Origin of the sequence: Cupriavidus sp. IK-TO18 (assembly GCF_015549295.1) — a bacterium.
In the GTDB taxonomy this organism is placed as follows: domain Bacteria; phylum Pseudomonadota; class Gammaproteobacteria; order Burkholderiales; family Burkholderiaceae; genus Cupriavidus; species Cupriavidus oxalaticus_A.
In genome coordinates, this window is the sequence record NZ_JADGMP010000032.1 from 13,115 (window position 1) to 35,193 (window position 22,079).

At 68.5% G+C, this 22,079-nt stretch carries 22 protein-coding genes and 1 pseudogene; 13 read left to right on the top strand and 10 right to left on the bottom strand.

Annotated elements, in window-relative coordinates:
- From trpD to IPF36_RS24605, 4 genes are all read left to right on the top strand, one after another.
- Nucleotides 1-1,026, top strand: coding sequence for an anthranilate phosphoribosyltransferase (gene trpD, locus IPF36_RS24590; protein WP_133093544.1), 1,026 nt, complete (start codon nt 1-3; stop codon nt 1,024-1,026).
- Between the two features lie 11 nt (nt 1,027-1,037).
- A complete protein-coding gene (trpC, locus tag IPF36_RS24595; protein WP_133093521.1) occupies nt 1,038-1,841 on the top strand; it encodes an indole-3-glycerol phosphate synthase TrpC in 804 nt (267 codons plus the stop codon).
- 107 nt (nt 1,842-1,948) lie between these two features.
- Nucleotides 1,949-2,578 carry a CYTH domain-containing protein gene (locus tag IPF36_RS24600; RefSeq protein WP_133093520.1) on the top strand — a complete coding sequence of 210 codons (630 nt, stop codon included), beginning with the start codon at nt 1,949-1,951 and terminating at the stop codon, nt 2,576-2,578.
- Nucleotides 2,579-2,610: 32 nt separating this feature from the next.
- Nucleotides 2,611-3,384 (top strand): uracil-DNA glycosylase, encoded by a 774-nt coding sequence (locus tag IPF36_RS24605; RefSeq protein WP_135705993.1) that lies wholly within the window; start codon nt 2,611-2,613, stop codon nt 3,382-3,384.
- 4 nt (nt 3,385-3,388) lie between these two features.
- On the opposite strand, the gene IPF36_RS24610 is transcribed toward IPF36_RS24605, so the two are convergent.
- Nucleotides 3,389-3,667 carry an acylphosphatase gene (locus tag IPF36_RS24610; RefSeq protein ID WP_029048328.1) on the bottom strand — a complete coding sequence of 93 codons (279 nt, stop codon included), beginning with the start codon at nt 3,665-3,667 and terminating at the stop codon, nt 3,389-3,391.
- A gap of 126 nt (nt 3,668-3,793) precedes the next feature.
- Here IPF36_RS24610 and IPF36_RS24615 point away from each other — a divergent pair.
- Nucleotides 3,794-4,037: pseudogene (locus IPF36_RS24615) on the top strand (sulfonate ABC transporter permease); the annotation flags it as partial.
- A gap of 163 nt (nt 4,038-4,200) precedes the next feature.
- Here IPF36_RS24615 and IPF36_RS24620 read toward each other — a convergent pair.
- The 5 genes from IPF36_RS24620 to IPF36_RS24640 all read right to left on the bottom strand — a co-directional run bounded on the left by IPF36_RS24620 (nt 4,201) and on the right by IPF36_RS24640 (nt 11,701).
- The gene (locus tag IPF36_RS24620; protein WP_195431008.1) at nt 4,201-6,549 is read right to left on the bottom strand and encodes an FUSC family protein; all 2,349 of its coding nucleotides are present in this window, start codon (nt 6,547-6,549) and stop codon (nt 4,201-4,203) included.
- A gap of 52 nt (nt 6,550-6,601) precedes the next feature.
- Entirely contained in the window at nt 6,602-8,416 is a 1,815-nt protein-coding gene (locus tag IPF36_RS24625) for a M61 family metallopeptidase (RefSeq protein ID WP_195431010.1), read from the bottom strand.
- 65 nt (nt 8,417-8,481) lie between these two features.
- Nucleotides 8,482-9,486, bottom strand: a complete 1,005-nt coding sequence (locus IPF36_RS24630) for an MDR family oxidoreductase (protein WP_133093515.1) — start codon at nt 9,484-9,486, stop codon at nt 8,482-8,484.
- 111 nt (nt 9,487-9,597) lie between these two features.
- Complete coding sequence (locus IPF36_RS24635) at nt 9,598-10,356, bottom strand: DsbC family protein (RefSeq protein ID WP_135705997.1); 759 nt, start codon at nt 10,354-10,356, stop codon at nt 9,598-9,600.
- Nucleotides 10,357-10,411: 55 nt separating this feature from the next.
- Nucleotides 10,412-11,701, bottom strand: a complete 1,290-nt coding sequence (locus tag IPF36_RS24640) for a UbiH/UbiF family hydroxylase (RefSeq protein ID WP_135705998.1) — start codon at nt 11,699-11,701, stop codon at nt 10,412-10,414.
- A 178-nt stretch (nt 11,702-11,879) separates the two neighbouring features.
- Between IPF36_RS24640 and IPF36_RS24645 the strand changes: the two genes are divergently transcribed.
- Together IPF36_RS24645 and ychF are read left to right on the top strand one after the other, a co-directional pair.
- Nucleotides 11,880-12,137, top strand: a complete 258-nt coding sequence (locus tag IPF36_RS24645) for a hypothetical protein (RefSeq protein WP_135705999.1) — start codon at nt 11,880-11,882, stop codon at nt 12,135-12,137.
- 294 nt (nt 12,138-12,431) lie between these two features.
- Entirely contained in the window at nt 12,432-13,523 is a 1,092-nt protein-coding gene (ychF, locus tag IPF36_RS24650) for a redox-regulated ATPase YchF (protein ID WP_133093511.1), read from the top strand.
- A gap of 79 nt (nt 13,524-13,602) precedes the next feature.
- Here ychF and IPF36_RS24655 read toward each other — a convergent pair whose 3' ends face one another.
- Genes IPF36_RS24655 through IPF36_RS24665 form a run of 3 tightly spaced genes read right to left on the bottom strand, consistent with a single transcriptional unit; the run spans nt 13,603 to nt 16,246 of the window.
- The gene (locus IPF36_RS24655; RefSeq protein ID WP_135706000.1) at nt 13,603-14,100 is read right to left on the bottom strand and encodes a GDYXXLXY domain-containing protein; all 498 of its coding nucleotides are present in this window, start codon (nt 14,098-14,100) and stop codon (nt 13,603-13,605) included.
- The gene (locus IPF36_RS24660) at nt 14,097-15,215 is read right to left on the bottom strand and encodes a DUF4401 domain-containing protein (RefSeq protein ID WP_135706001.1); all 1,119 of its coding nucleotides are present in this window, start codon (nt 15,213-15,215) and stop codon (nt 14,097-14,099) included. Before IPF36_RS24660 ends, IPF36_RS24655 begins: the two co-directional genes overlap by 4 nt.
- A complete protein-coding gene (locus IPF36_RS24665; RefSeq protein WP_195431012.1) occupies nt 15,212-16,246 on the bottom strand; it encodes a DUF2157 domain-containing protein in 1,035 nt (344 codons plus the stop codon). The genes IPF36_RS24660 and IPF36_RS24665 overlap by 4 nt, the downstream gene beginning before the upstream one ends.
- A 135-nt stretch (nt 16,247-16,381) precedes the next feature.
- On the opposite strand from IPF36_RS24665, the gene IPF36_RS24670 reads away from it, so the two are divergent.
- Nucleotides 16,382-17,170 carry a 5'-methylthioadenosine/adenosylhomocysteine nucleosidase gene (locus IPF36_RS24670; protein ID WP_133093507.1) on the top strand — a complete coding sequence of 263 codons (789 nt, stop codon included), beginning with the start codon at nt 16,382-16,384 and terminating at the stop codon, nt 17,168-17,170.
- Nucleotides 17,171-17,219: 49 nt separating this feature from the next.
- Here the strand turns inward: IPF36_RS24670 and IPF36_RS24675 are convergent, their stop codons facing one another.
- Nucleotides 17,220-17,465, bottom strand: coding sequence for a hypothetical protein (locus IPF36_RS24675; protein ID WP_133093506.1), 246 nt, complete (start codon nt 17,463-17,465; stop codon nt 17,220-17,222).
- 167 nt (nt 17,466-17,632) lie between these two features.
- Between IPF36_RS24675 and hemA the strand changes: the two genes are divergently transcribed.
- The 5 genes from hemA to grxD all read left to right on the top strand — a co-directional run bounded on the left by hemA (nt 17,633) and on the right by grxD (nt 22,079).
- A complete protein-coding gene (hemA, locus tag IPF36_RS24680; RefSeq protein ID WP_195431014.1) occupies nt 17,633-18,937 on the top strand; it encodes a glutamyl-tRNA reductase in 1,305 nt (434 codons plus the stop codon).
- 99 nt (nt 18,938-19,036) lie between these two features.
- The gene (gene prfA / locus IPF36_RS24685) at nt 19,037-20,119 is read left to right on the top strand and encodes a peptide chain release factor 1 (protein WP_135706005.1); all 1,083 of its coding nucleotides are present in this window, start codon (nt 19,037-19,039) and stop codon (nt 20,117-20,119) included.
- Between the two features lie 190 nt (nt 20,120-20,309).
- Complete coding sequence (locus IPF36_RS24690; RefSeq protein WP_133093503.1) at nt 20,310-20,636, top strand: hypothetical protein; 327 nt, start codon at nt 20,310-20,312, stop codon at nt 20,634-20,636.
- Nucleotides 20,637-20,777: 141 nt separating this feature from the next.
- Nucleotides 20,778-21,650, top strand: a complete 873-nt coding sequence (gene prmC / locus IPF36_RS24695; RefSeq protein ID WP_240745902.1) for a peptide chain release factor N(5)-glutamine methyltransferase — start codon at nt 20,778-20,780, stop codon at nt 21,648-21,650.
- Nucleotides 21,651-21,767: 117 nt separating this feature from the next.
- Nucleotides 21,768-22,079: a Grx4 family monothiol glutaredoxin gene (gene grxD, locus IPF36_RS24700; protein ID WP_029048347.1), complete on the top strand. Its 312-nt coding sequence runs from the start codon at nt 21,768-21,770 to the stop codon at nt 22,077-22,079.

The window sequence follows — 22,079 nt, forward strand, 5'->3', positions numbered from 1 at the left end:
ATGATCACGCCGCAAGAAGCCCTGACGCGCTGCATCGAGCACCGCGAAATCTTCCATGACGAGATGCTGCACCTGATGCGGCAGATCATGCAGGCGCAGATCTCGCCGGTGATGGCCGCCGCCATCCTGACCGGCCTGCGCGTGAAGAAGGAAACCATCGGCGAGATCTCCGCCGCCGCGCAGGTGATGCGCGAGTTCGCCAACAAGGTGCCGGTGAAAGACCGCGAGAATTTCGTCGATATCGTCGGCACCGGCGGCGATGGCTCGCATACGTTCAATATCTCGACTGCTTCGATGTTCGTCGCCGCCGCGGCGGGTGCGAAGATCGCCAAGCACGGCAACCGTGGCGTCAGCTCCAAGTCGGGCAGCGCCGACGTGCTGGAGGCGCTCGGCGTCAACATCATGCTCACGCCCGAGCAGGTCGGCCAGTGCATCGAGCAGACCGGCATCGGCTTCATGTTCGCCCCTACGCACCATCCGGCGATGAAGAACGTCGCGCCGATACGCAAGGAAATGGGCGTGCGCACCATCTTCAATATCCTGGGCCCGCTGACCAACCCGGCCGATGCGCCCAATATCCTGATGGGCGTGTTCCACCCCGACCTGGTCGGCATCCAGGTGCGCGTGATGCAGCGCCTGGGCGCAAAGCACGCGATTGTCGTCTACGGCAAGGATGGCATGGACGAGGTGTCGCTCGGTGCCGCCACGCTGGTCGGCGAGCTGAAGGACGGCGAGGTGCGCGAGTACGAGATCCACCCGGAAGACTTCGGCCTGTCGATGGTCTCCAACCGCGGCCTGAAGGTGGCCGATGCGGGGGAATCGAAGGAGATGTTGCTGGAAGCGCTGTCCGACGTGCCCGGCACGCCGCGCGAGATCGTGTCGCTGAACGCCGGCACCGCGCTGTACGCCGCCAATGTGGCCGACTCGATCGAGGACGGCATCCGCCGCGCGCGCGAGGCCATCGCCAGCGGCGCTGCGCGCGAGAAGCTCGACCAGTTCGTGCGCGCCACGCAGCAATTCAAATAAGAGGCGCTGATATGTCAGATATCCTGGACAAAATCCTGGCCGTGAAGGCCGATGAAGTGGCCGCCGCGCGCAAGAAGCGCGACCTGCCCAGCCTGCGCGCCGAGGCCGAGAGCCTGCGCACCGAGCCCGGCCTGGCACCGCGCGGTTTCGAGCGCGCGCTGCGCGAAAAGATCGCGGCTGGCCATGCCGGCGTGATCGCGGAGGTGAAGAAGGCCTCGCCGTCCAAGGGCGTGCTGCGCGAGAACTTCGTGCCCGAAGCCATCGCCGAGAGCTATGCCACCCACGGCGCGGCCTGCCTGTCGGTGCTGACCGACGTGAATTTCTTCCAGGGCCATGCCGATTACCTGAAGCGCGCGCGCGGCGCGTGCCCGCTGCCTGCGCTGCGCAAGGACTTCATGGTCGACCTGTACCAGGTCTACGAGGCCCGCACCTGGGGCGCCGACTGCATCCTGCTGATCGTCGCCGCGCTGGACCATGGCCTGATGGCCGAGCTGGAAGCCTGTGCGCTGGAACTCGGCATGGACGTGCTGGTGGAAGTGCACGGCGACGATGAGCTCGACGCCGCGCTGCGGCTGAAGACGCCGCTGCTGGGCGTGAATAACCGCAACCTGCGCACGTTCGAGGTGTCGCTGGACAATACGCTGGGCCTGCTGCCGCATATTTCGGCTGACAAGCTGGTGGTGACCGAATCGGGCATCCTCGGCCAGGCGGATGTGAAGCGCATGCGCGATGCCAATGTGCATGCGTTCCTGGTGGGCGAGGCGTTCATGCGGGCGCCGGATCCGGGGGTGGAGCTGGCGCGGTTGTTTGGCTGAGGGTAAAGACCTACCGCTTGTTTGCTCCCCTCTCCCGCAAGCGGGAGAGGGGACCGGCTGGTGGTGATTGGGAAGCCATCGCCATTGCCCACCGTTAAATCCTCGCCATGCCCCAGGAAATCGAACTCAAACTCGCCGTCCCCGACGCCGCCCTCGCCCCGCTGGCCGCCTGGCTCGACGCCAACGGCCAGCCGCAGGGCGAAGCGACCCTGCTCAACGTCTACCTCGACACGCCCGAACACGACCTGGCGCAGGCCCGCGCCGCGCTGCGCCTGCGCCGCAAGGGCGCGCAATGGCTGCAGACGCTGAAGACCGCCGGCAGCAGCCAGGCAGGCTTGGCCACGCGCCATGAATGGGAAACCGGAATCGCCGGGGAGGCCATCGAGCTGCAGACCTTCCCCGCTGAAGCGCAATCCGTGCTCGCGCCACTGGTCAGCAAGCTGGCACCGGTGTTCCGTACCGACTTCATCCGCCGCACCTGGATCGTCACGCAGGACGGCGCGCGTATCGAGGCTGCCCTCGACACCGGCACCATTACCGCGCCGGCCAGCGCCGCGCAGGAACGCATCCAGGAACTCGAACTGGAATGGCTCGACGGCGACGCCGCGCACGCGGCCGATGCCCTGCGCGCCTTCGCCGCACGGCTTGGCGCCGTGGCCACGCTGGCGCCTTCCGATCTCAGCAAAGCCGCGCGCGGCTACCGCCTCGCGGGAATCGCCGAAGGCAAGGCGTCATAATCGCGGTTTTTCCCGCCAGGCATTCCTTACGCATGCAAGCCGATCTCTTCGCCGCCGAAGCGCCCTGTGCCCCCGGCGAGCCCTCCCCCGCCGCCAGCCTGCAGGCCCAGGCCGATGCTCTCCCCGCCGCGTGGCGCGCGCTGCTGGCGCCCTGCATCACCGTGCCGGCATGGCAGGAGCTGGCCGCCTTTGTCGATGGTGAACGCGCCGCCGGCAAACCGGTGTTCCCGCACCACGTCTTCCACGCGCTGCACCTGACGCCGCCGGATGCGGTCAAGGTGGTGATCCTGGGCCAGGATCCATACCACGGCACCGGCACCGTCGGCGGCGTGGAGCTGCCGCAGGCGCACGGCCTGGCCTTCTCAGTGCAGGAAGGCATCAAGGTGCCGCCCAGCCTGCGCAACATCTTCAAGGAAATCGCCGCCGAGTTCGGCGTGGATAGCACCCCGCCGCGCACCTCGGGCAACCTGGAAGGCTGGGCACGCCAGGGCGTGCTGCTGCTCAACACCGTGCTGACGGTCGAGCAGGGCCAGGCCGCCAGCCACGCGCGCCGCGGCTGGGAAGCGGTCACGGACTGCCTGATCCACGCGCTGGCGGCAAGCCGCCCGAACCTGGTGTTCATGCTGTGGGGCAGCCACGCCCAGGCGAAGAAACCCTTGCTCGGCGACGGCCACCGCGTGCTCGAAGCGCCGCATCCTTCGCCGCTGTCGGCGCATCGCGGCTTTCTCGGCTGCGGCCACTTCCGCGAAGCCAACCGCTGGCTCGAAGCGCACGGCCGCACGCCGGTCGACTGGACCGCGGCCTGATCGACTAGATCGTCGGCCGGAACTCGAAGCCGGCGAACTCCCCTTCCCCGCGCCCGACCTCGACAAACGTCACTTGCGCCGCCGGCGGGCCCGTTTCCATCCACGCCTGCAGCGCTTCCAGCTGCTTGACGGTGCCGTGCGCCATCACCTCGACGGTGCCGTCGACCCGGTTGCGCACCCAGCCGCCCAGCCCGAGTTCATCCGCGGCGTCGGCGCAGGCGGCGCGATAGCCGACGCCCTGCACGCGCCCATGCGCGACCAGGCGCCAGGTTGCCTTCTTCATGGCCGTTTCCCCGTGAGCGCACGCGAGGCGTGCGCGTTCTGTGATCGACACCAAGTAAACTAGACCGCCATGCCGGGCGTTACAAAGGGATGCGCGCCGCCCGGGTGAAGCCGGCTGCATGCGCCAGTAAGTCCGATCATCCTGGCCGTGATCCTGATGATCGCGTTCGCTGCGCAGCAGATGAATGCCCCGTTCCACCCCGACCAGCAGCTGGCGGTGCACCTGGACGTGGCCTACCCTGCCCTACTACCTGATGCGCACCAGCATCCGCATGCTGGCGGCACTGGCGGCGTCGCTGCTGTTCTCGCTGGCGTTCGCGGCACTGGCGTCCAAGAGCCGCACCGCCGAGAAGGTGCTGGTGCCGGCGCTGGGGGGCGGTATGGGGAGATCTTTGAGTACAGCTATAACAGCGGGATGCTGACGTTGCCTGAGGATGAGATGCCGGAGGGGCACGGCCTTTAACGCCGCGACAGATTTTCTCCCCTCCCGCAAGCGGGAGAGGGGAGAAAACCCATCGGGACTCGAGCGCGTGATTAAGAACGCGCCCGCATCGCCCGCCCGATCGCCCCGGTACGCAGCGCGATCTTGGCCGCGTCCTCGCGCAGCGCGCGCAGCCGGCGCTCCAGCACTGCGTTGGCGGGACGGCCAGTGGAGCTGGACGTCGGCCCGGCCTGCTCGCTAGACTCGCCCAGAGCGGCAGCCTGTACCAGCGTATCGGTGCGGCGCTTGTCCGCCGAGTCCGCCAGCCGCGCGCGGCGCTCGGCCGCCGCATCCTCCTCGGCTTCAGCGACATCGGCCACGACCGGCCCTGCCGCTACCGCCAGCGGCGCCTGCGCGTCGGCCAACACAGGCGCGCGTTCGCGGCGGATAAAGCCCGCGCCGCGCCCGCCGCCACGCTCGTCGGCATGCAGCCGCTCGCTGGCCAGCTGCAGGCTGTTGCGCGCCGCTTCGGTAGCCTGCTCGATGGCCGCCTCGGCCGCGGGAATATCCAGCTCATCGTAGTGCTGCCGCACCTGGATCCGCGCCGCCGCCACGTGCGCCGCCACCAGGTAGTTCTGCACGATAAAGCGGTTCAGGTTGTCGACCGCGCGATGCCGGCTCCTGGGCTCGTCCAGCATGCGCTGGAACGAAGAGATCAGCGCCGACAGGTTGTCCATGAACTGCTTGCGCTGCACGCGATAGGCAAAGTCGTCCTTGGCCCGGCGCAGCAGCAGGTCGCGCGTTGCGGCGATATAGCGGCGGTTGGCCTGCAGCACGTTCTCCACCAGCTTGGGGATGGCGCGGTATTCCCAGCTCGGCAGCACGAAGCTGAACAACGAGGCGATGATGCCGCCGATCACCGTATCGACCAGCCGCTCACCCGCCACCGTCGGGCTGCCCGGCATCAGCAGGTTGATCTGGATGAGCACCTGGATGCAGGCCGCGATCGCGGTGTAGCGGTACTTGATGGTCACGAACGCGGCGCTGGCCACCAGCGCCAGAAACAGCACGCCCAGCAGTATCAGCGGCTCGTCCACCACCTTCAGGATCCCCACCGCCACCACGCAGCCGATCAGCGTGCCGATCACGCGGTCGTTGTAGCGCTGCTTGGTCATGCTGAAGTTCGGCTTCAGGATGACGATGATGGTCAGCAGGATCCAGTAGCTGTGCGAGGCGTACGGCAGGTGGTTGGTGATCCACAGCCCCAGCGCCGCCGCCATCGACATGCGCAGCGCAAAGCGGAACGCCGGCGAGCGCCAGTGCAGGTTTTCGCGCAGCACGCCCAGCTCGTACTTCTGGCGCGTCAGGAACGGCGTCATGTCGCTGCCCGGCAGCACCTTGGCCGGCTCCACCGGCGTGCGCGAGGCCTCGTGCAGCTGCCCGATCAGCGTGATCGCGCCGCGGATCATGTCCAGCGTCTCGGCCAGCGCCGTCATCGCCGCGGGCTTGATGTGGTGGTGGCGCAGCTGCGCGATCTCGGCCTCGACCGCGCGCAGGCCTTCGCGGTATTCCACCGTCGCGTAAGAGCCGCGCCCGCGCGTGACCTCGTAGGCGATCTCTTCCACGTCCTTGCACATCAGCACTACCAGCCCGCGCAGGTGGTCCAGCACCGGCGTGCCGCCGAAGGTCTGGCGCAGCAGCGGGTAGTCGGTGTTGGTGGACAGCACGTACTCGTACAGGTCGAGCATGCGCAGGTGCACCTGCACCAGCAGCCCGTCATGCGGCGTGCGGTTGCCGCGCAGCACCAGGTCGCGCGCGGCCTGCTGGCGCTCGGCCACCACGATCTGCTGGCGCACCAGCTGGTTGAACTGGGCATCGTAGTCATTGCCGGCGTCGTAGAAGCCGGCCTTGATCTCGAGGTAGCCGGCCAGCTCGTACAGCGACTCGGCCAGTACCTGTTGCCTGGTGCGCCGCTCGGTCAGCCAGCTCACCAGCATCGCGTAGCCGAGGTAGGCCACCGCGCCGGCGCTGAACTGCGCCGCATGGACCAGCGCGCGCTCGACCACGAAGTCCTCGTTGATCGTGAGCGTCATCACGAACAGCGCGGCGAATTGCAGCGGCAAGGTCTTGTTGCCGTACACCGTCATCATGGCGGCGAGGAACGTCACCAGCACCAGCACGAACGGCATCACCCGCGGGAACGGCGTGGTCAGCGCCACCACCAGCGTCACCGCGCTGCACAGCAGCACGCTCGCCAGCATCTCGTTGAATTTGTGGTTCAGCGGGCTGGGCAGGTCCATCAGGCTGGTGCACAGCGCGCCCATCGACACCACCATCGCGGTGGGCAGGTCGGAGAAATGCAGCGCGATCAGCGTGGCGCCGATCACCCCGGTGGCCGAGCGCAGCCCCCGGTATACGTAGTGCGAATACAGGAAGGTGCGGGGGTCGTGCGCGTATTGCATACGGCGATGCGGCCGGGGCGGTGGCTGGGTTGTGGGGGATCGCTGCGCTACGTCACTGGCCCAGCCAGCGCGAGCGCGCCGCATGCCGGCCGTCCGCCAGCTTGACCTTGAACTGCGCCGCGGGCTCGCGCGCCAGCGTGACCGGCAGCACCTGCAGCTCGTCGCGGCGGAAGGCGTGCAGGTCGATGCGGTCGCCGGTGCGGTAGCGTCCCAGCAGCTTGTCGACCTGGCCGGGCGCCACGCGCAGGCCGTCGATGGCCACCAGCAGGTCGCCGGCCGACAGGCCCGCGGCCTGCGCCGCGCCGCCGTCCAGCACCTGCGTGACGCGTACCCAGCCGTCGTCAGTCTTGACCTTGATGCCCAGCGCCGCGGTGCGCGACGGCTTCTGCGCCTCGGCCTTGACGCCGAAGTCCCTGAACAGCGCCGCCAGCGGCAGTTCGCCGGTGCCTTCGGTCAGCGAGCGCAGCAGGCTGCCCAGCTTCAGGCCGGTCACATCGTCGAACAGCGCATACACCTCCGGCTCGGTCACGCCGCGCTGCATCGCGCCGGGCGCATAGAAGCCGCGCCCGTAGCGGCGCCACAGCGCGCGCATGACGTCGTCGAGCGAGCGCCGTCCGCGCGACTTGGCGCGGATGGTCAGGTCCAGCGCCAGCGCCACCAGCGACCCCTTGGTGTAGTAGCTGACGATGGCGTTGGGCGCGTTCTCGTCCTGGCGGTAGTACTTGGTCCAGGCATCGAACGAGCTTTCGGCCACGCTCTGCTTGGTGCGGCCGTTGCCGCGCAGCACGCCGTTCCAGGTCTTGCCCAGCATCTCGACGTACTGCGCCTCGGTCACGCAGCCCGAGCGCACCAGCACCAGGTCGTCGTAGTAGCTGGTGAAGCCCTCGAACAGCCACAGCAGCGGCGTGTAGGCTTCGTCGGCCAGCCGGTACGGCACGAACGCGGCGGGCTTGATGCGCTTGACGTTCCAGGTGTGGAAATACTCGTGGCTGCACAGGCCCAGGAAGGTGCGATAGCCCTCGCTGGTGTCGCTGTCGCCGCGCACCGGCAGGTCATTGCGCGCGCACATCAGCGCGGTGCTGGCGCGGTGCTCGAGGCCGCCGTAGCCGTCGGTGGTGACCATCGTCATGAAGACGTAGCGGCGGTTGCTGTCCAGGAACGGCGCCTCGGCGCTGCGGGGTTCGAACAGGCGGATCTGGTTTTCGCAGATGCGCTTGAGGTCGCGGCACACGCGCTCGAGGTCGAGGTTGGGCACGCGGCCGGTGAAGACCACGTCGTGCTGCGCGCCACAGGCACGGAAGCTGGCGAGCTGGAAGTTGCCCATCTCGACAGGGTGGTCGACCAGTTCGTCGTAGTCGGCAACCTGGTAGCGGCCGAAGCCGTAGCGCTTCGCGCCGTCGCGGCCCGGCGCTTCCGGCATCGCGGTGGCGACACGCCAGCCGCGGTAGGCCTCGCCTTCGGGCGCGTGGATATCGACGGTGCATGGCCGCTCGGCCTGGCCTTCGACGCACAGGAACACCGAGCTGCCGTTGAAGAAGCCATGGGTGGCGTCCAGGTGCGCGGCGCGCACCGACAGGTCCCAGGCATAGACTTCGTAGCTCAGCATCAGCGGGCCGTCCGACAGGCTCACCGGCGCGGCCTGCCAGCTCTGCTTGTCGAGCTTGGTCAGCGGGACTTCGCGGCCGCCGGCATCGGCACGGATGCGCACGATATGGCGGGCGAAGTCGCGGATCATGTAGCTGCCCGGGATCCACGCGGGCAGCGTGAAGCGCTGGCCGGCGGGATCGGGCTCGCTCACCGTGACGGTGACGGCAAACAGGTGCGCCTCAGGCGCAAGCGGGGCGATGGCGTAGCGGATCGGCGTCATGGGCAGGATTGTAACGTCGGCGCACCGCTGGCCTCGCCGACGCTGGTGAAGCAGCCGGTCGCCGCTCAGGCACGATTGACGTCGACCACCACGCGGCCGCGCATGCCGCCTTCCACGATCCTGCGGCCGGCGTCGATCGCCTCGGCCAGCCCGATCTCGCGCGTGATCGCGTTCAGGCGATCCGGCTCCAGGTCGCTCGCCAGCCGCTGCCACGCGCGCTCGCGCAGCGGCATGGCCGCCATCACGCTGTCGATGCCGTGCAGCGTAACGCCGCGCAGGATGAACGGCGCCACCGATGCCGGGAAGTCCATCCCCTGCGCCAGCCCGCACGCCGTCACCACGCCGCCGTAGCGCACCTGCGCGCACGCGTTGACCAGGGTATGCGAGCCGACCGAATCCACCACCGCGGCCCAGCGCTCCTTCTGCAGCGGCTTGCCGGGCGCGCCAAGCTCGGCGCGGTCGATGACATCGGCAGCGCCCAGCGCCTTCAGGAAGTCGGCTTCATTGGTCTTGCCGGTCGACGCCACCACCTTGTAGCCCAGCTTGCTCAGCACCGCGATCGCGACCGAGCCCACGCCGCCGGAAGCGCCGGTCACCAGCACCTCGCCATCGCCAGGCTGCACCGGGCCGTTGACGCCGCCGCGCTCCAGCGCCAGCACCGACAGCATCGCGGTATAGCCGGCGGTGCCGATCGCCATGGCCTGGCGCGTGGTGAAGGCATCGGGCAGGCGCACCAGCCAGTCACCCTTCAGCCGCGCGCGCTGCGCCAGGCAGCCCCAGTGGGTCTCGCCCACGCCGTAGCCGTTCAGCACCACCTTGTCGCCGGCCTGCCAGCGCGCGCTGGACGATTCCAGCACCGTGCCGGCGCCGTCGATGCCCGCCACCATCGGCCACTTGCGCACCACCGGCGAGCGGCCCGTGATCGCCAGGCCGTCCTTGAAGTTGATGGTGGAGTAGTCCACGGCGACCAGCACGTCGCCATCGGCGGGCAACTGCGCTTCGTCTAGCGTGGCCAGATTGGCCTGGGTGGCGCCGTCGGCCTGGGTCAGCAGCAATGCCTGGAACGTCATGGTGTCTCCTAGTCGCCTGGCGGCGATCGCTTGGGAATGAGGGGAATGCGGAAAGCAGAACGGCCGGACAAGTCCGGCCGTCGATCAAGCCGGGACGGGGCCGGCGCGCGCTTATTTCTTGATGCTGGCGAGCTTCTTCTCCAGCGTGGCCACGTCGGCCGCGCCCGGGATGCGGGTGCCATCCATGAAGAACACTGCCGGCGTGCCGGTCACGTTCATGCTATGGCCCAGCGCCAGGTTTTCCTGCAACGGCGTCTGGCAGCTGCCGTTGCCGGTCAGCGCGACCTGCTTGAGCATCCAGTCGCGCCACGCCTTGGTGCGGTCGGCCGCGCACCAGACCTGCTTGGCCTTGGTTTCCGAGTCGGGCGACAGCACCGGGTACAGGAAGGTGTACACGGTGATGTTGTCCATCTGCTGGAAGGTCTGCTCGATGCGCTTGCAGTAGCCGCAGTTCGGGTCGGAGAACACCGCGATCTGGCGGCTGCCATCGCCCTTGGTCCACTTGATCGCGCGCGCCAGCGGCAGGTCCGACCACTTGATGCGGTTGATCTCGGCCATCCGCTCTTCGGTCAGGTTGGTGCCGGTGCGGGTGTCGATCATCTCGCCGTTGAGGATGTAGCGGCCGGTGCTGTCGGTGTAGACCACCTGCCCGCCGATATTGGCCTCGAATAGCCCCGGCACCGGAGTCTTGCTGACACTTTTCACCTCGGCGCGGCCGCCCAGCACCTTCTGCAGCGACTCCTTGATGCGGTCGGTGCCGGGTTCACCCGCCGCCATGGCATGCAGGGCAAAGCCGGCCGCGGCCAGGCCGCCAACGACGGCGGTGACGGTGGCGCTGCGGACAGGGTGGCGGCGCAGGAATTGGAACATGTGGACTCCAGGGGTGTTCGGTGATCGGGTGATCGTTCGGGGCGCGGTGGCGGCGTCAGCCGAGCGCGCGCCCGATCAGGAAACGCTTGAGCAGCGGCTGGCCGCCTACCGCGCGCATGCCGGTGTTGCGCACCACCCGCGCCACGCCGCCGGGCAGCGAGAACAGCCGGTGCAGCCCGTCGGTGGCCGCGGTCAGCGACAGCAGGTCGGTGGCGCGCGCGCGCTCGTAGCGGCGCAGCAGGCGCAGGTCGCCCTCGCTGCGGAAAGGTTCTTTGTCGGCCATCACGCGGCCAAGTTCCGCCACATCGCGCAGGCCCAGGTTCATGCCCTGCCCCGCCAGCGGGTGCACCACGTGGGCGGCGTCGCCGACCAGCGCCACGTGCGGCTGCACGAACTGGTCGGCGCGCTGCAGCACCAGCGGGAAGCCCTGCGCCGGCGTCACGCAGCGCAACGTGCCGAACTGACTGCCGACCGCGCCGGCGGCGCCCTGCATCACGGTGGCGGCAAGCGCCTCGGGCGAGAGCGCGAGCAGGTCGCGCGCGTGCGCTTCGTCTGCCGACCAGACCATCGAGACATGGTTGCCCGGCAGCGGCAGCATCGCCAGTACCTCGCCGTTGGCAGGCTCTTCGTCGGCCATCAGCTTTTCCGGCGCGCCCAGGAACCACTGCCAGGCGGTCTCGTGGTGCGGACGCTCGCAGGCAAAGTTGGCGACCACGCCAAGCTGGCGGTACTTGCGCGTGCTGACGCCGATATGGCACTGCTGGCGCAGCCACGAGCGCGCGCCGTCGGCGCCGATCGCCAGCGCCGTGCGCAGCTTGTTGCCGTTGTCCAGCGTCAGGGTAATGCCCTCCGGATCGCGCTCGCATACGGTGGCGGTGCCGTCATGCCAGGTCACCTGGTGCTGGAAGCCTAGCGCGGTGTCGAGCGCGCGCTCGACATGGCCGGATTCGATGATCCACGCCAGTTGCGGCACCGCCGCGGCGTACGCGGAGAAATGCAGGTCGCCGTCCAGGCTGGGCGAGGTCTCGGCGGCGCTGACGTCGCCAAAGACACGCATGTCGCGCACCGGCTGGATGCGAGCCGGGTCCAGCGCCTCCCACACGCGCATCCGCTCCAGCAGCGCCTGCGAGCTGGCGGAGAAGGCATAGATACGGCTGTCCCAATCCTCGGCTGGCGCGCGGCCGACGCCGCGGGGCGGCTTCGGCGCCACCAGCGCCACGTCCATGCCCTGCTGGGCCAGCAACAAGGCACAGGACTTGCCGACGATGCCGCCGCCGACGACGGCCACCTGGAAAGCGGAAGAATTGCGCGCAGCGGTGCGCGCGGACGCGTGGGATCGGGTCATGGCTGGATTATAGCCACGTCACTCCGGGGCCCTTCGGGCGCGGCCGCTCATTATTTCCTCAGGTCATTAGGCATATGACAAAACTGTCGGTGCGTGGGTCAAAGTTCGGAAACGCACAGCCTATATTGAAACGAATTGTTTCTGACCGGGGACGAACCACCTGAAGGGAGGTGGAGCAATGAAGAGGGCGCTTTGGATTGCCGCGGTTGGTATCGCGGTTGCAGGGGGATCGGCATTCGGAGGCACGACTGGCCCGCGGGACGTTTATACCGACGGCGCCAAGGTCTCCAAGTTCGATGTGTATTCGGATGGAGCACGGTCAATCGACCGGCGGGATGTATTCCTGGATGGTGCAAGGGCAATCGACAGGCGCGACATGTTTACGGACGGCGCCAAGACGACGGATAAGCGGGACCAGTTCACGGACGGCGCATGAACGTCGTGAACCTCGATTGAGCGGAAGCGGCGCTCACGCAACGGCCAGGAAGACTTTCCTGGCCGTCTTGTTTTATATGCGGGTGGAACGGCGACCGGCCAGCAACCCGGAGGCCCGATAGGGTTACAATTGCCGTTTTCCGTGGCAGACCCCGTATAGCCGTCGAGCCCGCGCTCGATGTGACGTGTTTGTCTCGTCCGATGCAGTCCCGCCACTGGCCCCGCCAGGCGCCCGTCGCCAGCCCGCCCGGCACCGGACCGCATCCTGCAAACCCTTGATTTCTAAGACAAGACCATGAGCCTCAAATGCGGCATCGTCGGCCTGCCCAACGTCGGCAAGTCCACGCTGTTCAATGCCCTGACCAAGGCCGGCATCGCCGCCGAAAACTATCCGTTCTGCACGATCGAGCCCAATGTGGGCGTGGTCGAAGTGCCGGATCCGAGGCTCGCCAGCCTGGCCGAGATCGTCAGGCCTGAGCGCATCCTGCCGGCCACGGTCGAGTTCGTCGACATCGCCGGCCTGGTCGCGGGCGCTTCCAAGGGTGAAGGCCTGGGCAACCAGTTCCTGGCCAATATCCGCGAAACCGATGCCATCACCCACGTGGTGCGCTGCTTCGAAGACGACAACGTGATCCACGTGGCCGGCAAGGTCGATCCGCTGTCGGACATCGAGGTCATCAACACCGAACTCGCACTGGCCGACCTGGCCACCGTGGAAAAGGCCCTGGCCCGCTATATCAAGCCGGCCCGCGCCGGCGACAAGGAAGCGCAGCGCCTGGTCGCCGTGCTGGAAAAGGCGCAAGCCGTGCTCGACCAGGCCAAGGCCGTGCGCACCCTCGACCTGGCCCCGGAAGAATGGGACGCCATCCGTCCGTTCTGCCTGATCACCGCCAAGCCGACCATGTATGTCGCCAACGTGCGTGAAGACGGCTTCGAGAACAACCCGCACCTGGACGCAGTGCGCGAGTACGCCAAGCAGACCAATTCGCCGGTGGTAGCCGTGTGCGCCGCCATCGAAGCCGAGATCGCCGACCTGGACGACGCCGACAAGGCCGAATTCCTGGCCGACCTGGGCATGGAAGAGCCGGGCCTGGACCGCGTGATCCGCGCCGGCTTCAAGCTGCTTGGCCTGCAGACCTACTTCACTGCCGGCGTGAAGGAAGTGCGCGCCTGGACCATCCATGTCGGCGACACGGCGCCCAAGGCGGCCGGCGTGATCCATACCGACTTCGAACGCGGCTTTATCCGTGCGCAGACCATTGCCTTCGACGACTACATCTCGTTCAAGGGCGAGACCGGCGCCAAGGAAGCCGGCAAGATGCGGGCGGAAGGCAAGGAATACGTGGTGAAGGATGGGGATGTGCTGAACTTCCTGTTCAACGTCTGAGCCAGCCCCCGACGCCAAAAAACCCGCGATTTCGCGGGTTTTTTGTTTTCTGCCGGGCGCGGGGGAACCGCCCGCCGCTTCACAGCTTTTCCATTTCCTTCCCCCGCAGCCCCACCAGCAGCGCCTGGCCGTCCGCGCCCACGCGGAACTCCCCGTACATGGCCTGGGCAAAGCGCTCGCCCTGCCCCTCCTGGAAGAAATACGCATCGGTCGACACCTGCACCTGCGCCCCGCCCCAGCGCGACCGCGCCGCCTGGAAGCGCAGCAACTGCTCGCCCACGCCCAGCGGCCCGCCGTCATGCAGCCGCACGAAGCTGGCCACGCCCTGCGCGTCGCGCCGGATCACCGCCACGCCGTCGCGCGGCGGGCGCTGCGCCGGCCCCTGCGCCGTGCGGATCTGGTTGCCGATGGCGAAGTTCAGCGCCATGTAGTCGCCCTGCATCAGCGATCGCGGATCGACCGGCGCGAGCCGCAGCAAGACGGTGTCGCCGCGTGCCAGCAGCGTTTCTTTGCCGGCGATGCCGGCGGCGGCCAGCGCCAGGGTCAGCGCCCAGGCGGTCACGATCCAGCGCTTCATGCGAACTCCTTGCCGGTGCGACCGCGCAGCAGCCAGTGGCGCCCGGCCAGCAACAGCACACCCGCCGCTGCCAGCGTGACGGACTTGGCCGGCAGGGTCCAGTGCAGCGCGCTGTAGTACCAGACGAAGCCGACGGCAATGGCGGTGACGCCCAAGCCCATCCAGGCCATGGAAGCCCGGCGCAGGGCCAGTGCCAGCGCCAGCGCGCCGGCCACGACGGCAGGCGCCGCGGCCATCAGTGCGCCAAAGGCGAGCGTGCCGGCGAGCACTGCCGCCTGCATGGCGGAGCCAGTGGCCAGGCGGCGGCACTCGGCCAGGGAAAACCCCGCCAGCACCAGCGTCAGCAGCGCGCCCCCCATCCAGTGCGCGACCGACAGCCGCCCCGCCTCCGGACCGAACAGCCACGTCATCGGATGACTCATCCCGGTCACCACCAGCGCCATGGCGAGCGCGGCCAGCAGCGTGGCATCGGCGAGCGGCTCCAGCAGTGCATGCCGCCCCGCCGCGCACACGCGCGCCTCTGCCAGCGTGAAGGCGGTCACCAGCGCGCAGCCCAGCGGCGCCAGCCAGCCGAGCGTCCACGTCAGCGCGCGCCAGTCATCGGAGGATCCGTGCGGCAGGGCAAGATGCAGTGCGCCCGCCAGCCCGATCCACACGCCAAGCCCGCACAGCAGCCGGTGCAACCGGTTGGGCACCAGCAACACCAGCACGCCTTCGAACAGCGCGATGCCGGCCCAGAATCCGGCGGTCCCGGTCACGCGCGCAAAGCCAAGCGCCTCCACCAGCCCATACACCGCCATCCCCTGCCCGCACAGGCTGACCGCCAGCGCGAACTGGCTCGCCGCGATCCCGCCGCCACGCCAGTACAGCAACGCGGCCAGCGCGATCATGGCCAGCCCGGTCACGGCCATGGCGATGCCGTTCTCGCGCGCGGCCACGAACACCGTCCCAACCAGGAACATCTGGAAAAACAAGGCGCCAAGCCAGCCGGCCGCGCCCATCAGGCAGCGCACCGCCCACGGCGCGTGGCTGTGCTCCGGGCATTCGCCCTGCACCGCGCCGCGCGCGGCCAGTTCCTGCCAGAGCCGTTGCTCGGTCTGCAAGGTGGTGCTCATGCCTGCTCCGGTTGGGCGCGCAGTTGAGCGCGATAAGCGCGCATCAGCCACGCCGCCGCGCCTGCGGCCAGGCCAATGGTGACCAGCCCGAGCAGCAGGAATGCGCCGAAGTCGCCCTTGCCCTCGAACAGCAGCTTGCCGAGTCCGGCCACCACCAGCACGATGCCGGTCAGGCAGGTCAGGCTCAGCACGACGATATCGAAGGCGCGTTGCCGGTACCACCACGCCAGACCTGCCAGCACGGCCAGCGCAACCACGAATGATGCCGCATCGAAGCGGCTGTCGAACAGGCTGGTCAGGCCCAGCGAGCCGGCCTGCACGCAGGCCAGCGCAGCCAGCAGGCGGCTGCCGGTCTGTCCCCGGAAGCCCAGCCCGGACGCGCGGGCGGCCAGCAGGTGCCACAGCGCCAGTTGCAGCAGCACCGCCCCCAGCAACGCCAGCGTGGCGGTGCGCAGGTAGCGGCTGTCGAACAGCAGCGCAAACAGGCCTTCCATGCCGAAACGGATGCTGAAGTAGCGCAGCAGCGCCACGTTGCCGACCACCAGCACCAGCCACCAGTGCGGCGCAGCGCGCGCCGCCAGCGCCCACGGCACCGCCAGCAGCGCCCACAGCGCAAACAGCTGCCAGGCATCGGCGCCGGTCTGGTAGGTCTGGCCGATCACGGCGAGCAGCGCGCCGGACAGCACCTGCACGCCCCCGAGCGCGGCGCGGCCGGCGGCGTCGGCGGCGGGTCGCAGCCACGCGAACGCTGCCAGCACCGTGATGGCGGCGGCGAGCAAGCCAAATTTGGAGAACTTGTGCAGGTCTTGCCAGTTGAAGGCAAAGAAGACGATCACGCCGGCGCATAGCAGGGCGGTGCCCAGCGCCATCAGCGCCTGGTCGAGCCAGCGGCGCCAGTCGGTAGCGGCCGGCTCGGTGCGTGCCCAGGGGGCGGCGATCGCCTCGGCAGCCAGCCGTCCGCGTGCGCGCCAGTCGGCCAGCGCCTGGCGGATGGCGCGCCGTTCGCCGTTTGCCACGGTGGAGGTTTGCATGCTCGCCCTTGCGTGCCCCGATGCGTGGGACTTTAGCAAAGCGCAGCCCGGGCCGCACCTTGCGGCGTGCCGGCGCTATGCCTGCCGCATGGGCGCCGGTATGCTCTGGGTTTCGCCTTCCACTCCGCCTGCCCCATGACCCTGGGAATCCTTGCCGCCATCCACGATGAAGTCGACGGCCTGGTGGCCGCGATGCGCCACGACGACAGCCGCGCCACGGTGCACACCATCGGCATGCGCGACTACTACGTCGGCAACCTGTACGGCCAGCCGTGCGTGCTGGTGCTGGCGCGCATGGGCAAGGTGGCAGCCTCGGCGACCACGGTCACGCTGATCCGGGAGTTCGGCGCCACCCAGGTGGTGTTTACCGGGCTGGCGGGCGGCGTCGGCGCCGACACCAATGTCGGCGACATCGTCATCGCGGACCGGACGATCCAGCACGACCTCGACGCGCGCCCGTTCTTCGGCCGCCATGAAGTGCCGCTGCTGGACCGCGCCGAGTTCCCGGCCGACCCGGCGCTGACCGCCGAACTGGAAGGCGCCGCGGCGGATTTCCTGCGCCTCGACCTGGGCGCCGACGTGCCGCCCGAGGTGCTGGCCCGCTTCGGCGTGGCCACGCCGGGGCTGCACAAGGGCATGATCGCCAGCGGCGACCAGTTTATCGGGGCCCCGGCTGCGGTGGCGGAACTGCGCGAGCGGCTGCCCGGCCTGCTGGCGGTGGAAATGGAAGGCGCCGCGGTGGCGCAGGTGTGCCATGAATACGGCGTCCCGTACGCGGTCATGCGCACGGTGTCGGACCGGGCGGACGATACCGCCCATGTGGATTTCGCGGCATTCCTGAAGGAGGTGGCCAGCCACTATTCCAATGGCGTGCTGCGCCGGCTGCTGGCCGCGCGGGCTGAAGCGGATCCCGTGCGCACCTGACCAGGATCAAGCGGCGCGCAGATTCCAGGCCGCCGCGTCGGTTCTGTCCTTACCGTCCGCGCGGCCGGACGGCTCCCCAGGCGCCGACCAGGATGGCGGCGCCGGCAATCACCGCCAGCCAGCTGCTGAGCTGCCCGTCGACGAACAGGTGCAGCGCGCGGCCACCGTAGAAAGCGGCCGCCGCGCCCGCCGCGCCCAGCACCAGCGCGGCCGGCAGGGTCACGACGCGTCCTGCCGGATGCAGCCGGCGCGCAGCCAGTCCCACCAGCAAACCCACGATCAAAGTGCCCAGCATCCAATTCTCCTGTGTAGCCTGAATCACAGCCGCATCCGGCTGCGTCGTAACGATACTGCAAACCAGACGGCTGCGACGCATACTGGGTATGCGCCTGCAATCTGTGGTGCCGGCGGTATAATGGCAACCGGTCCGGCCACGCTCCGGATCGTACCTGTCCCCAACAAATGCAACTGCTCGCGATCGGCATCAACCACACGACGGCACCAGTCTCGCTGCGCGAGCGGGTGGCGTTTCCGCTCGAGCAGATCAAACCGGCACTGGGAGCGCTGCGCGAGCACCTGTCCGGCCGCAGCGGCACCGAAGCCGCCATCCTTTCCACCTGTAACCGCACCGAGATCTACTGCGCCACCGACGTCCTGAAGCCGGGCCAGGAAGGTTTCGAGCACACCCTGCGGTGGCTGTCGCAGCACCACAACGTGCCGGCCGGCGACCTGGCCCCGCACCTGTACGCGCTGCCGCAGTCCGAAGCCGTGCGCCACGCCTTCCGCGTGGCCAGCGGGCTGGATTCGATGGTGCTGGGCGAGACCCAGATCCTGGGCCAGCTCAAGGACGCGGTGCGCACCGCCGGCGAGGCCGGCTCGCTGGGGACGTACCTGAACCAGCTGTTCCAGCGCACTTTCGCGGTGGCCAAGGAAGTGCGCGGCCAGACCGAGATCGGCGCGCATTCCGTATCGATGGCCGCCGCCGCGGTGCGGCTGGCGCAACGGATTTTTGAAAGCGTCTCGACCCAGCGCGTGCTGTTTATCGGCGCGGGCGAGATGATCGAGCTGTGCGCGACCCACTTCGCCGCGCAGCAGCCGCGCCAGATCGTGGTGGCCAACCGCACCGTCGAGCGCGGCGAGAAACTGGCCGAGCAATTGTCTGGCCAGGGCCTGATCACGCAGGCGATCCGCCTGACCGACCTGGGCGAGCGGCTGCATGAATTCGACATCGTGGTGTCCTGCACCGCCAGCTCGCTGCCGATCATCGGCCTGGGCGCGGTGGAGCGCGCGGTCAAGCGCCGCAAGCACCGCCCGATCATGATGGTCGACCTGGCCGTGCCGCGCGATGTGGAACCGGAGGTCGCGCGCCTGGACGACGTCTTCCTGTACACCGTCGACGACCTCGGCGCGATCGTGCGCGAAGGCAACGCGCTGCGCCAGGCCGCCGTCGCGCAGGCCGAAGCCATCATCGAAAGCCGCGTGCAGAACTTCATGCACTGGCTCGAAACGCGCAGCGTGGTGCCGGTCATCCGCGAGCTGCAGACCAGCGGCGAAGCCATCCGCCAGGCCGAGCTGGAACGCGCGCGCCGCATGCTGGCACGCGGCGACGACCCCGAGGCGGTGCTCGAAGCCCTGTCCGGCGCACTGACCCGCAAGTTCCTGCACGGCCCGACCCACGCGCTGAACCACACCCAGGGCGAAGACCGCGAGGCGCTGCTGCGCCTGGTGCCGGGCCTGTTCCGCCACAGCAGCCACTCCGAGCGCTAGCCGCGCTCCGGTCTTGCCGCACGCCGACCGCGCTGGCACGCCGCCGCCGCATTCCGGCAGCCCCGGCCCACTGGCCTCCCTCCATTCCCCCGCATCCCGATGAAAGCCAGCATGCTTGCCAAGCTCGACCAACTGGCCGAGCGACTCGATGAAGTCAACGCCCTGCTCGCGCGCGAAGACGCGACCGCCAGCATCGACCAGTACCGCAAGCTCAGCCGCGAGCATGCCGAGCTGTCGCCGGTGGCCGAGCAGTACGGGCAATACCGCCAGGCGCAGGACGACCTGGGCACCGCGCAGGCGCTGCTGGACGATCCCGAGATGAAGGACTTCGCCGCCGACGAGATCGCCAGCGCGCGCGAGCGGCTGGAAGCGCTGGAGCAGAGCCTGCAGCGCCTGCTGCTGCCCAAGGATCCCAACGACGACCGCAACCTGCTGCTCGAAATCCGCGCCGGCACCGGCGGCGAAGAAAGCGCGCTGTTCGCCGCAGATCTGCTGCGGATGTACACGCGCTACGCCGAGCGCCAGCGCTGGCAGGTCGAGATCATGAGCGAGTCCGAGTCCGACCTGGGCGGCTTCCGGGAAGTCATCGTGCGGATCGCCGGGGATGCCGCGTTTTCGAAGCTGAAGTTTGAATCCGGCGGCCATCGCGTGCAGCGCGTGCCCGCCACCGAGGCACAAGGGCGCATCCATACCTCGGCCTGCACGGTGGCGGTGATGCCGGAAGCCGATGAGGTCGGCGAGGTCGAGATCAATCCGGCCGACCTGCGCATCGACACTTTCCGCGCCTCGGGCGCCGGCGGCCAGCACGTGAACAAGACCGATTCGGCCGTGCGCCTGACCCACCTGCCGACCGGCATCGTGGTCGAGTGCCAGGACGACCGGTCGCAGCACCGCAACAAGGACAAGGCGATGAAGGTGCTGGCCGCGCGCATCAAGGACATGCAGACCCGCGCCGCCCAGGCGAAGGAAGCCAGCACGCGGCGCAACCTGATCGGCTCGGGCGACCGCAGCGACCGCATCCGCACCTACAACTTCCCGCAGGGCCGCGTGACCGACCACCGCATCAACCTGACGCTCTACAAGATCGACATGATCATGGACGGCGACATGGACGAGCTGCTGTCGTCGCTGGCCGCGGAGCACCAGGCGGACCAGCTGGCCGCGCTCGGCGAGGACGCATAAGCGGCTTAAGCACCGCTCAGGCCCGCTTCGTGCGCGAACAGCGCGTAACGTCCCACAAGACTTTGTATTTCTTGTAAATGCTTGAAACAGCACTGGTAGGGGTAAACGCGCTGTCTATAATCGATTTCGACCGGCAAACGGAGAATGGTGCCGGGTGAGTCTCTCCCAAAACATTTCCTAGGACGAAATCATGAAAAAACTGCTCGCGCTGTTGATGATCACCGCAGCCATGGCCGCTTGCAGCAAGAAGGAAGAAGCCCCCGCAGCTTCCAGCGCCGACAGCGCCATGCAAAGCGCCGCTGAATCCGCCAAGGCCGCTGCCAGCGACGCCGCCGCAGCAGCTGGCAGCGCTGCCGACGCCGCCAGGGCTGCCGCCAGCGATGCCGCTTCGAGCGCGCAGGTTGCCGCCGAGAAGGCCAAGGAAGAAGCCGGCAGCGCCATGGCCAATGCCAAGCAGGCAGCCAAGGACGCCGTCAATGCCGGCGCCGACAAGGCCAAGGACGCCGTCAATAAGTAATCGTGCCGGCGGGGGGCTTTCAGCCGCCCGCCTCCGATGGGCGGTACACTTGGCGAAACGCCGGAGATCCCGCCTCAAAGCCCCGCCAGGCCCTGCGCCGGTGGGGTTTTTTGTGGCCGGCAACAGAACCGTCCCTACCCGATGTCTTCCCCTAACACTGCCGCGCTGCCGGCCACGCCAACGCTGCGCGAAGCCCAGACCCTCGCTGCCATGGTGGGCCTGCCCACGCTGGAAGCGCGCATGCTGCTGACGCACGTGACCGGCCTCACCCGCACGCAGCTGATCACGCGCGATACCGACACGCTCACGCTGGCCCAGCGCGATGCCTTTGCCACGCTGCTGGCGCGGCGCCTCGCTGGCGAGCCGATGGCCTACCTGCTGGGCGAGCGCGAATTCTTCGGCCGCAAGTTCCGCGTCACGCCCGATGTGCTGATCCCGCGCCCCGACACCGAGATCGCCGCCGAAGCCTCGCTGGCCCGGCTGGCCGACGTGCCCCGCCCGCTGGTGCTGGACCTGGGCACCGGCTCGGGCATCCTGGCCGTGACGCTGGCGCGAGAACGCACCGATGCGCAGGTATGGGCGACCGATATCTCGCCCGGCGCGCTGATGGTGGCGCAGGACAACGCCAGCGCGCTTGGCGCCGACCGTATCAACTTCCTGGTATCGGACTGGTACGCCGCGCTGCCGCCCGGGCTGCGCTTCCACCTGGTCGTCAGCAACCCGCCTTATATCGCCGCGGGCGACCCGCACCTGGCCGAAGGCGACCTGCGCTTCGAGCCCATCGATGCGCTGACCGACCACCAGGACGGCCTATCCGACCTGCGCACCATCGTCGACGGCGCGCCGCAACGGCTGCTGCCGGGCGGCTGGCTGCTGATGGAGCACGGCTACGACCAGGCCCAGGCGACGCGCGCGCTCCTGCAGGAGACCGGCTTTACAGACGTTTTCACCGCGCGCGACCTCGCCGGCCAGGAGCGCTGCACCGGCGGACGCTGGTCTGGGGCGCAAGCCTGAAGCCCGCCGGCGATTCCGGTAAAATCGGCGGCAGATTCCCGCCGCGTGGCTTGCCGCGCGGCATCCCTTTTCCCAGGCGGCGCCCGACGGCGGCGCCATCCAACTGAAAAGCAGACCATGAGCGACGTGCAGCAAAAGATTGACCAGATCGTCAAGGGCAACCCGGTAGTCCTGTTCATGAAGGGCACCGCGCAGTTCCCGATGTGCGGCTTCTCGGGCCGCGCCATCCAGATCCTGAAGGCCTGCGGCGTCGACGCGCCGACCACGGTCAACGTGCTGGACGACGACAGCATCCGCCAGGGCATCAAGGAATACGCCAGCTGGCCGACCATCCCGCAGCTCTACGTGAACGGCGAGTTCATCGGCGGCTCGGACATCATGATGGAGATGTACCAGAACGGCGAGCTGCAAACCCTGCTGAAGGGCTGA